Annotated in this window: 7 protein-coding genes and 1 pseudogene; 5 read left to right on the plus strand and 3 right to left on the minus strand. The window is 59.8% G+C overall.

Annotated elements, in window-relative coordinates; genetic code table 11:
- Positions 1–8: 8 nt before the first annotated feature.
- The 5 genes from gltA (at position 9) to EXR36_05725 (ending at position 8,155) form a co-directional block, all read left to right on the plus strand.
- The gene (gltA, locus tag EXR36_05705; protein ID MSQ59139.1) at positions 9–1,316 is read left to right on the plus strand and encodes a citrate (Si)-synthase; all 1,308 of its coding nucleotides are present in this window, start codon (positions 9–11) and stop codon (positions 1,314–1,316) included.
- A 68-nt stretch (positions 1,317–1,384) separates the two neighbouring features.
- The gene (locus EXR36_05710; protein MSQ59140.1) at positions 1,385–4,255 is read left to right on the plus strand and encodes a 2-oxoglutarate dehydrogenase E1 component; all 2,871 of its coding nucleotides are present in this window, start codon (positions 1,385–1,387) and stop codon (positions 4,253–4,255) included.
- A 13-nt stretch (positions 4,256–4,268) separates the two neighbouring features.
- Entirely contained in the window at positions 4,269–5,480 is a 1,212-nt protein-coding gene (gene odhB / locus EXR36_05715; protein MSQ59141.1) for a 2-oxoglutarate dehydrogenase complex dihydrolipoyllysine-residue succinyltransferase, read from the plus strand.
- 121 nt (positions 5,481–5,601) lie between these two features.
- Positions 5,602–7,029 (plus strand): dihydrolipoyl dehydrogenase, encoded by a 1,428-nt coding sequence (gene lpdA / locus EXR36_05720; GenBank protein MSQ59142.1) that lies wholly within the window; start codon positions 5,602–5,604, stop codon positions 7,027–7,029.
- Positions 7,030–7,036: 7 nt separating this feature from the next.
- Positions 7,037–8,155: a cell division protein ZapE gene (locus EXR36_05725; GenBank protein ID MSQ59143.1), complete on the plus strand. Its 1,119-nt coding sequence runs from the start codon at positions 7,037–7,039 to the stop codon at positions 8,153–8,155.
- Positions 8,156–8,340: 185 nt separating this feature from the next.
- Here EXR36_05725 and EXR36_05730 read toward each other — a convergent pair whose 3' ends face one another.
- From EXR36_05730 to EXR36_05740, 3 genes and pseudogenes are all read right to left on the minus strand, one after another.
- Entirely contained in the window at positions 8,341–8,865 is a 525-nt protein-coding gene (locus tag EXR36_05730; protein ID MSQ59144.1) for an N-acetyltransferase, read from the minus strand.
- A gap of 52 nt (positions 8,866–8,917) precedes the next feature.
- Positions 8,918–9,454: a hypothetical protein gene (locus EXR36_05735; GenBank protein MSQ59145.1), complete on the minus strand. Its 537-nt coding sequence runs from the start codon at positions 9,452–9,454 to the stop codon at positions 8,918–8,920.
- A pseudogene (locus EXR36_05740) lies at positions 9,237–10,338 on the minus strand (hypothetical protein). Before EXR36_05740 ends, EXR36_05735 begins: the two are co-directional and overlap by 218 nt.
- Positions 10,339–10,646 lie beyond the last annotated feature (308 nt).

Below are 10,646 nucleotides of genomic sequence, written 5' to 3' on the forward strand. Positions count from 1 at the left end.
GCCCTGAAATGGTCAATAAGGCAACTCGTACCGCGACGCTGAGCTTCTCGGACGGATCGCCCTCCGTGGAACTTCCCGTCCACAGCGGCGTGATGGGCCCCGACGTCATCGACATCAAGGCGCTTTACAGCAAAACAGGCAAATTTACCTACGACCCAGGATTCATGTCCACGGCCGCCTGCAAGTCCGCCATCACCTTCATCGACGGCGACGAAGGCGTGTTGCTCTACCGGGGCTACCCCATCGAACAACTGGCGGAGAGATGCGACTTTCTCGAAGTCTGCTACCTGCTGCTGAAAGGCGAATTGCCCAACCTCGGACACAAGCGCGAGTGGGACGACCGCATCCGCAAGCACACCATGGTGCACGAGCAATTGGCGCGCTTCTACAGCGGTTTTCGCCGCGACGCCCATCCCATGGCGGTCATGGTGGGGGTGGTGGGCGCGCTCTCGGCCTTCTATCACGACTCGCTGGATATCAATAACCCCGAACACCGCGAAATATCCGCCGTGCGTTTGCTGGCGAAGGTCCCGACCATCGCGGCCATGTGCTACAAGTACAACACGGGCCAGCCCTTCATGCACCCGCGCAACAAGCTGAACTACGTGGAGAACTTCCTCCACATGATGTTCGGCACGCCCTGCGAGGAATACGAGCCCAATCCCGTGCTCGTACGGGCCCTCGATCGCATTCTCATCTTGCACGCCGACCACGAACAAAACGCGTCCACCTCCACCGTGCGCCTGTCGGGTTCCTCGGGGGCCAATCCCTTCGCCTGTATCGCCGCTGGCATCGCCTGCCTGTGGGGGCCCGCCCACGGTGGCGCCAACGAGGCGTGCCTCACCATGCTGGAGGAAATCGGCAACGTGTCGCGCGTGCCGGAGTACATCAAGAAGGCCAAGGACAAGAACGACGGCTTCCGTCTGATGGGATTTGGCCACCGCGTCTACAAGAATTACGATCCGCGCGCCAAGTTGATGCGCGAAACCTGCCACGAAGTGCTGGGCGAACTGGGCTTGCAAAACGACCGCCTCTTCAAGCTTGCCATGGAACTGGAGCGCATCGCCTTGGAAGACGACTATTTCGTGGAGAAGAAGCTCTACCCCAACGTGGATTTCTATTCCGGCATCGTGCAGCGTGCCCTGGGAATTCCCACCAGCATGTTCACCGCCATTTTTGCCGTGGCGCGCACCGTGGGCTGGGTCGCGCAGTGGAACGAAATGATCAGCGACCCCGAACAAAAGATCGGCCGCCCGCGCCAGCTCTTCATCGGCGCGGACCAGCGCAAGGTAGTTCCCATCGCGTTAAGAGCGTGAAGGGTGAAACGTGAAGAGTGAAGCGCGAGGGCTTGGGGTCACGTTTCACGCCTAAGGAGATTTGAACAATGATGCGCGAGTACCAAGCCAATTCCTACCTCTTCGGCGGTAACGCACCCTTCGTCGAGGAACTCTACGAAGCTTTTCTCGAGAATCCCGAGAGCGTTGTACCCCAATGGCGGAGCTACTTCGAGCAGCTCCGGCAGCAACCCGGAGCGCGCGATGTCGCGCACGCGCCCATTGTCGAGTCCTTCGTGCAGATCACCAAGAAGCCCCGCTATGCCGCCGGGCCGCCGGTGGCGAGTGTCGACCGCAAGCAAGTCTCCGTCATTCAGCTCGTCGCCGAGTACAGGTTCCGCGGCGTGCGCTTGGCCCAACTTGACCCTCTCAAGCGCCAGGAGCCGCCGCACATCGCGGAGCTGGAACCGGCCTATTACGATTTGACCGACGCGGACATGGACCGGGTGTTCACCACCGGTTCCCTGATCGGCCCCGAGCAAGCGACGCTGCGCGAAATCATCAAGGGGATGCGCGAAACCTATTGCGGCACCTTGGGTGTGGAGTACATGTACTTGAGCGACCGCCCGGAAAAGCGCTGGATCCAGGAACGCCTGGAACCCATTCGCGCCAAGCCCAGTTTCTCGCCGGATCAAAAACGTTTGATTCTCGGCCGGCTCACCGCGGCCGAAGGTTTGGAGCGTTATCTGCACACGCGCTATGTGGGCCAGAAGCGCTTTTCGCTCGAAGGCAGCGACACCTTGATTCCCATGCTGGACAGCCTGCTTCAGCGCGCGGGGCAAGCAGGCGTGCAAGAACTGGTTATCGGCATGGCCCATCGCGGCCGCCTCAATGTGTTGGTCAACACCCTGGGCAAGATGCCCAAGGATTTGTTCTCGGAATTCGAAGGCAAGCACGACGACGCGCTGCTGGCGGGCGACGTGAAGTACCACCAGGGTTTCTCTTCCGATGTGATGACGCCCGGCGGACCCATGCACCTGACGCTCGCCTTCAACCCGTCTCATCTGGAGATCGTCAATCCCGTGGTGGAAGGCTCCGTGCGCGCGCGCCAGCACCGGCGCAAGGACCGTGACGGCAACGAAGTATTGCCGGTTCTCATCCATGGCGATGCCGCCTTCGCGGGCCAGGGCGTGGTCATGGAGACGCTGAATCTTTCGCAAACGCGCGGCTACGGCACGGGCGGCACCGTGCACATCGTGGTCAACAACCAGATCGGTTTCACCACGTCGGATCCGCGCGACATGCGCTCGACGCTCTACTGCACGGACGTGGCCAAGATGGTGGAAGCGCCCATCTTCCACGTCAACGGCGACGATCCGGAATCCGCGGTGATGGCCATCGAAATCGCACTCGATTACCGCACCAAATTCAAGAAGGATGTCGTCGTCGATCTCGTGTGCTTCCGCAAGCTGGGGCACAACGAGCAGGACGAACCCATGGTCACCCAGCCGATCATGTACAAGAGCGTCAATGTGCATCCGGGAACCCGTAAGCTCTACGCGGACAAGCTGGCCGCCCAAGGGGTGATCGGTGCCCAGGACGCCGCCCAGATGATGGCGGATTACCGGCAAGCTCTGGAGGCGGGCCATCATACCAACAAGACCATCCTCTCCAATTACAGACCGCCCTTCGCCGTCGACTGGGCGCCTTACAAGAACACCAAGTGGAACGAGAAGGACGACACCACCTTGCCGCTCGCGGATTTGCAGATGCTGGCGGAAAAGCTCACCACAATTCCCGATAACTTCAAGTTGCATCCGCGGGTGGAGAAAATCATCGCGGACCGCCGGCTGATGGGGCAGGGCAAGATGCCGGTGGATTGGGGCATGGCGGAGAATCTGGCCTACGCGTCGCTCTTGCGCGACGGATTTTCGGTGCGCATATCCGGGCAGGATTCCGGGCGCGGCACCTTCTTCCACCGCCACGCCGTGCTGCACGACCAAAACCGTGAAAAGTGGGACGCGGGAACTTACATCCCCCTCAAGCATATCGCGCCTAACCAGGGCGATATCGCTGTGATCGATTCGGTGCTTTCCGAGGAAGCGGTGCTAGGTTTCGAGTACGGATACTCCACTTCCGAGCCCAATGAGCTGGTGGTGTGGGAAGCACAGTTTGGCGATTTCACCAACGGCGCGCAAGTGGTGATCGACCAGTTCATCGCCTCGGGCGAGGTGAAGTGGGGCAGGGTATGCGGTTTGGTCATGATGCTGCCGCACGGTTACGAAGGCCAGGGCCCGGAGCATTCCTCGGGGCGCATCGAGCGCTTCTTGCAACTATGCGCGGACTACAACATCCAGGTGTGCGTCCCGGCCACGCCGGTGCAAATGTTTTTCCTGCTGCGCCGGCAGATGATCCGGCCCTACCGCAAGCCGCTCATCATTTTCTCGCCCAAGAGTTTGCTGCGCCACAAGGAATCGGTGTCGCCGCTGGAGGAGTTCTCCGCCAGCAAGTTCATGCCGGTCAATGGCGAGTGGGATGTGGATATCAAACCCGAAAGAGTGAAGAGGGTGATCGTATGCAGCGGCAAGGTGTTCTACGACTTGCGCGCCGCGCGCCTCGAACGCGGCATCAAGGACATGGTGATCGTGCGCATCGCACAGCTCTATCCGTTTCCGCACGACGATTTTCAAGAGCAGATCAATTTGTACCGTAATACGGAGGAAGTGCTGTGGTGCCAGGAAGAACCGGGCAACCAGGGCGCTTGGCATCGCATCCAGCATTACCTGCTGCGGCACATGCGGCCTGATCAATTATTGGCCTATGCGCTACGGCCATCCTCCGCTTCGCCGGCGGCGGGTTATAGCTCGTTGCACATCGAGCAGCAAAAAGAAGTGGTGAACGCCGCTTTCCGGAAGATCACGAATAACGTGGTCGGTTCCGTGCAAGGCACTGCCCGCGGTCCGGGCAGCACGCATTACTAATAGGGAATCTCGCATGCTGATTGAAGTCAAAGTACCGCAGCTCTCCGAATCCGTGGCCGAGGCGACCTTGGTCAACTGGCACAAGAAGGCCGGGGAGTTCGTCCAGCAAGACGAAAATCTCATCGACATCGAAACCGACAAGGTGGTGCTCGAACTTCCGGCCCCGCAATCGGGCGTGCTGGCCTCCATCGTCAAGGCTGACGGAGAATCGGTGGTGAGCAACGAACTCATCGCTACCATCGATACGGAAGGAAAGGCCAGCGCCATGGCGGCGGTACCAGCCGCCATAATGGAAAATACCGCGAATGGGAATAAGGCAATCAGTAAGGCCGCGGTCGCGGTGGAGGCCATGCCCGCCGCCAAGAAAATCGCGGCCGACCATAATCTAAACATTGATGCAATTAGTGGCACGGGACGAGGCGGGCGCGTCACCAAGGAAGATGTTCTCGCCAAGATGACGCAACCGGCACCCGCCAAACCATCGGGCATGCCAGCGCCGGTGAGCGTGGAAGGCGTTCTTGGCGCCCGGCCAGAACAACGAGTCCCCATGTCGCGCTTGCGCGCGCGCGTGGCGGAACGTTTGCTGCAATCGCAATCCACGGCGGCGATCCTCACGACATTCAACGAGGTCAACATGCAACCCGTTATGGATCTGCGCGCGAAATACAAGGACAAATTCGAGAAGGATCACGGCGCGCGCTTGGGCTTCATGTCATTCTTCGTGAAGGCGGCCGTGCATGCCCTGAAGCGCTTTCCCGTCGTGAACGCCTCCGTGGATGGCAACGACATCGTGTACCACGGCTACTTCGATATAGGCATCGCCGTCTCGAGTCCGCGCGGCTTGGTCGTGCCTATCCTGCGCAACGCGGAGCAGATGAGCCTGGCGGATGTGGAGAAACAGATCGCCGAATTCGGTAATCGCGCGAAGGAAGGCAAACTCACCATGGAAGATCTGACCGGAGGCACTTTCTCCATCTCCAATGGCGGGGTCTTCGGTTCCATGCTCTCCACCCCCATCATCAACCCGCCGCAAAGCGCGATCCTGGGGGTGCACGCCACCAAGGAACGAGCCGTGGTGGAAAACGGCCAAATCGTCATCCGGCCGATGAATTACCTGGCGCTGTCCTACGACCACCGCATCATCGACGGCCGCGAAGCCGTGCTGTCTCTCGTGGCTATCAAGGAAGCGTTGGAAGATCCGATGCGTTTGTTGCTGGAAGTATGAGCAAAGGGAGGAGGGAAGTGGGAGGAGGGAGGAGTACACCCTCGTTCCACCCCTGTTCCCTTGAGGGGAGAGAAGATGAATTTCTCCTCCCTCCTCCCCCCTCCCACCTCCCTCTCAAGACATGAACCAATTCGACGTCGCAGTCATCGGAGCGGGCCCCGGCGGTTACGTGGCTGCCATTCGTGCCGCGCAACTGGGCCTTAAGACCGTTTGTATCGATGATTGGAAGGATGCCAAGGGAAAGCCCAGCCTGGGCGGTACTTGCCTGAACGTGGGCTGCATACCATCGAAGGCCCTGCTGGAGTCCTCCGAAAATTTCGAGCGCGCGCGCGACAAGTTCGGCGAGCACGGCATCACCATCGAGAAACTCTCCGTGGATATTCCCAAGATGCTCGCGCGCAAGAACAAGATCGTCGATACCTTCACCATGGGCATCGCCATGCTGTTCAAGAAAAACAAGGTGACCTCGATGCACGGCCGCGGACGTTTCGTGGCGGCGGGAGAGCGTTACCAAATAGAGGTCAAGAACGGCGAGGACGTGCAGACCATCGAGGCGAAGCACGTCATCATCGCCACGGGGTCGCTGGCGCGTCATCTGCCCGGCGCCGAGGTGGATAACGAAATCGTGTGCGACAATGCCGGTGCGCTCGATTTCAAGGCCATTCCCAAGAAACTGGGCGTGATCGGCGCGGGCGTGATCGGTTTGGAAATGGGCAGCGTGTGGAAGCGCTTGGGCGCGCAAGTCATGATTCTGGAAGTGCTGCCGTCCTTTCTTCAGGCCGCGGATGAGCAAGTGGCGAAGGAAGCTTTTCGCATCTTCAATGGCGCGCAAGATTTGAGAATCCACATGGGCGTGCGCATTAGTGAAGTCAAGCGCGAAGACGGGGGTGTCAAAGTCACCTACCAGGACAAGGAAGGTAAAACCCAGATCGCCGGCTTCGACCGCCTGATCGTCGCCATCGGGCGTGTGCCCAACACGGCGGCCATTGGCGCGGAGGCAGTGGGGCTAAAGATAGATGCCAAGGGTTACGTGGAAGTGGACGCGCGCAATCGCACCAATCTTCCCAACGTCTACGCCATCGGCGACGTGGTGCGCGGCCCCATGCTGGCGCATAAATCGTCGGAGGAAGGCGTGATGGTGGCGGAGATCATCGCGGGCCAGAATCCGCATATGGATTTGAACACGATTCCCTGGGTGATCTACACCGCGCCAGAGATCGCTTGGGTGGGCAAGACTGAACAACAGTTGAAAGCGGATGGTGTGCAATACCGCGTGGGGCAATTTCCCTTCATTGCCAGCGGGCGCGCGCGTGCCTTGGGCGAGACCGCCGGTTTCGTCAAGATGCTGGCCGATGCCAAGACCGACAAAATTCTTGGCGTGCACATCATCGGCCCCTACGCCTCGGAACTCATTTCCGAAGCCGTGGTAGCCATGGAATTCGGCGCCAGCAGCGAGGACATCGCGCGCATCGTCCATGCTCATCCCACCTTATCCGAGGCGCTGCACGAAGCCGCCCTTGGAGTGGATAAGCGGACGCTCAATCTTTAACCTGTAGATGAACGCGCGAACGGACATCGTCATGCAAGGCGATGGGACACAGGCATCCTTTCGCGGCGCCCTAGAACGACTCGCTCTGGCCCATGGCTACCAACTCGACGACGCGCAACGCTCGGCCAGCACCGCGTTCGAGCGCCTGGAGAAAGATCTAAAGCACTGGCCCTCCAAGGGGTTGTTGAAGCTTTTCAGTAAGCCCGCGCCCCTTCGCGGAATCTATTTATGCGGGGCGGTTGGGCGGGGCAAGACTTTCATCATGGATGCCTTCTTCAGCTACTGCTCCGAACCCAAGAAGCGCCGGATCCATTTTCATCGTTTCATGAAAGAAACGCACGCGGAACTCAAGGCTCTGCAAGGCCGCCCGGATCCGCTCAGGCTGATCGCACGGCGCCTGGCGCGGGATTTCCGGTTGCTCTGTCTGGATGAGTTTCACGTCGCCGATATCGGCGACGCCATGATCCTGAGCGGCTTGCTCTCCGGGCTCTTCAGCGAGGGGGTTGCTTTAGTGACAACCTCCAACGACGCGCCCAGCCAGCTCTATAGCCATGGCTTGCAGCGCGCCCGCTTTCTGCGCGCCATCGAAATCATTGAAACCCATCTGGAACTCGTTAGGCTGGATGGCCCGGTGGATTACCGTTTGCGGCACTTGCAGAAGGCAGGCGTTTATCACTCGCCGCTCAACGACCATACGGCCGAGGAAATGCGCTTGGCCTTCGTGGAAATCGCCGGCAGTGAAGGCGAGTCCGATTGCGAACTCGATGTGGAGGAGCGCCCGCTCAAGGCCGTGCGAACCGGCGACGGAACCGCTTGGTTTACCTTCTCGGAACTGTGCGAAACCGCGCGCGGAACGGCCGATTACATCGAGATCGCGCGCCGCTTCCACACCGTGTTGATCGAAGGCGTTCCGCGATTCGGCCCGGACGCAAAGGAAGCCATGCGCCGCTTCACCTGGCTGGTCGATGAGTTCTACGACCGGCGCGTGAACCTGGTGCTGTCGGCCGAGTGCGGGCTGGACAGGCTTCTCGAACAACAAGCGGATTTGCATGGTGCCGCTCGCACGAGCAGCCGCCTAACCGAGATGCAGACGCAAGAGTATTTAGGGCAAGCACACTTGGCCTGAACCCTAAGCCGTCATAGCCGGAACCAAAACGCACGCACTCGCTTCGGCAACAATCATATTACGAACAAGGGGAGCCCCCCTTGTTTATCCCCCAAGAGGAACAAGGGGCGATCCCCTTGTTGAGCCCCCAAAGCGCCGTTCCGCAATTTCTTCTCCAATTCTGTCAACGGTGAATTCGTAAGAGACTATTTACTAGCAGCTTGAGCGGCTATCCAGCGCTCGTCCGTTAGCACGACGGAAGTTTCGATTTGCCGCCCGGGAATGGACCAATATCTTCGGAGCAGAAAATCTTTCCGCGCAGCCGGCGCCACCGTGAAGCCATTGCGCTGGTAGAACCCGATGGCCCACGCCGCATCCGCCCACGTTCCGATCAACACTGGCTTATTCGTAAGACTTTTCACATGGCGAAGAAGTCTTGTCCCGATTCCCTTTCTTTGTTCGGATGGCGTGACGTAGGCATGGCGTACCAAGACGACCTCGCCCTTATCCTGGATTCCCATCACGCCTAGCAGTTTCTCTTTTTCTTCGGCCACGCAAAATAGGACGCCGCTGGAAATTTCCGTCTCCAGTTCAGCAAGGGGCATATAGGGTTCATGCCACCTGTCCCGTGGTATGACTCCTTTGTAGGCCTGGGCGGCTGCGTTGATGACAGCCAGCACCGCCTTCATATCCGTATCGAGAAATTGCCGAATGGGCGGGCGTTGCGTCATGACGATTCGCGGTTGAGTCCTTCGTGCGGCGCAGTCGTTATCCGCGGGGTCTTCACGATCTGATGCGCTCCCCCCTTGGATCGTACAAGGGGGCGAGATGGAGCGTGCAGGGATGGCGTTCGGCCGCGACTTCCAATTCGTAAATTCCTGTTTTCAGAAATGCCTCATCCAATCCGCTTGCGTTGCGAGCATACCCAAATCCAATGTTCTTTCGTACCGTATGGCCCCATCCCGCGCTCGATAGCCATCCCACTCGCTCGCCGTCGCGGTAGATCGCTTCTCGTCCCAACAACACGATGTTGGGATCGTCCACCGTGGCGCCGCGAGCGGCAAGCCCCCATGTGGCGCGCGGAGAGTCCGCTACCGCTTCCTCATTCGCGCTGTCCGCCTGGCCCGCGGATTCGGCGCCGCGCCATCTTCCCGCCTGTGCGCTTCCCTTCGTGATCCAGGCGGGGCCGCCGTCCGCGCTGGCGGTGAAACCGTGCCCCTGAGCGCGGCACCAGCCAAGAAGATGCACGGCGAGATCCGGCGCCGTTCCCGTCACGCCTAGGCGCGAACCCACAGCCAAGTTTTGCAGCGCGCGCTTGATGAGGAGATGGTCGCCGCGATCGAGGCCGGCGCCCTAAATATCGATAACCGGCGATGGCGATGTTGCCGCTGGCATCGTAGAAGCCCGTTTCGTTTACGGCATCCTCAAGCAGCTGGTAGCCTTGCGTGCGCCCGGGTCTCCATGCCTTGAGTCCCTCCAGGTCAAGCAAGGGCCGAATCTCGGCATCAGCGTATGACATACCTAGCAGAATGCCATTGAATTGGGCAATCAAGTTCGGTGGTGCGCCTGGACTCACGCTGAAATTGCAATGATCGAAGGCCGGCGTTTGCACGAGCACGCGAGTCTGTCCAGCGGGCAGGGTGCCATCGTTGATGAAGGCCAAGTGATTGCCGTCGATCATGCAGGCGGCGTCGGCCTGGCCCGCCATGAGGGCACTCGCGGCGTCACGCTCGCCTCCAATGTGATCCCCGTGCTTGCCGCCCAGGACATCGAAGCGCAGCACGGAAAATTCCGTGCTGCGGTACCACTCCCTGGCGGCGCAGAACCTCCAGGGGAATCAGCGTCGCTTGAGGCGAATAGATGGCGCCCACGGCCACGCGCTTTCCCATCAAATCGTTGGAGGCCTTGACCGGCGAATCGGACTTCACCACGACGACGGAGGTGAGATCGCAATCCGCATCACGCATGACAAGGGCTTCCATGGGAAGACCGCGTGCCTTGGCCATGCGCTGTGCCCGAATCCATGCGAGCGGAGAATTCCAGGCCACATGAATGCCGCCCTCGAACATGGCTTCGACCTGGCGCTCGTAGTTCGAGAACAACACGTAATCGAAGGGCAACCCATTCCTGGAAAAATATTCCTTGAAGCCATCCCAGATGGTGACCACTTTGGGGGCGTAGGCCACGGCGCCCATGAGGAGCATCGGTTTATTGCGCATATGAGAAGACATGGTAGGCCGGGCTTCTTGCTACTGTTTCCCTCACCCTCGTTCCCTCTCCAGGAGGGCGAGGGAGGAAAAGCCCTTCTCCCCCCGGGAGAAGGGTGGGGATGAGAGAAACGGCCTTGAATAAAATCTTGGTCATGAATTTAGGAAATCTCGATACGACATAGATTCTAGGCGTGCCCTGGTGCGGCCACGCCAAGCGAACGCGCGGTGGCCACAATGGAGGCCCAGGTTTCTTCGGCCAGGGGAATCCCCTTCGCCAATCTTAGCGTGCGCATGCGCTCCTC

This window comes from Betaproteobacteria bacterium (assembly GCA_009693245.1).
GTDB lineage: Bacteria > Pseudomonadota > Gammaproteobacteria > Burkholderiales > SHXO01 > SHXO01.

Bases quoted from the DNA above. Each gene is read 5' to 3' on its own strand.
- odhB (MSQ59141.1), top strand. From the start codon at position 4,269: ATGCTGATTGAAGTCAAAGTACCGCAGCTCTCCGAATCCGTGGCCGAG.
- EXR36_05730 (MSQ59144.1), bottom strand. From the start codon at position 8,865: ATGACGCAACGCCCGCCCATTCGGCAATTTCTCGATACGGATATGAAG.
- lpdA (MSQ59142.1), top strand. From the start codon at position 5,602: ATGAACCAATTCGACGTCGCAGTCATCGGAGCGGGCCCCGGCGGTTAC.
- EXR36_05725 (MSQ59143.1), top strand. From the start codon at position 7,037: ATGAACGCGCGAACGGACATCGTCATGCAAGGCGATGGGACACAGGCA.
- gltA (MSQ59139.1), top strand. From the start codon at position 9: ATGGTCAATAAGGCAACTCGTACCGCGACGCTGAGCTTCTCGGACGGA.
- EXR36_05710 (MSQ59140.1), top strand. From the start codon at position 1,385: ATGATGCGCGAGTACCAAGCCAATTCCTACCTCTTCGGCGGTAACGCA.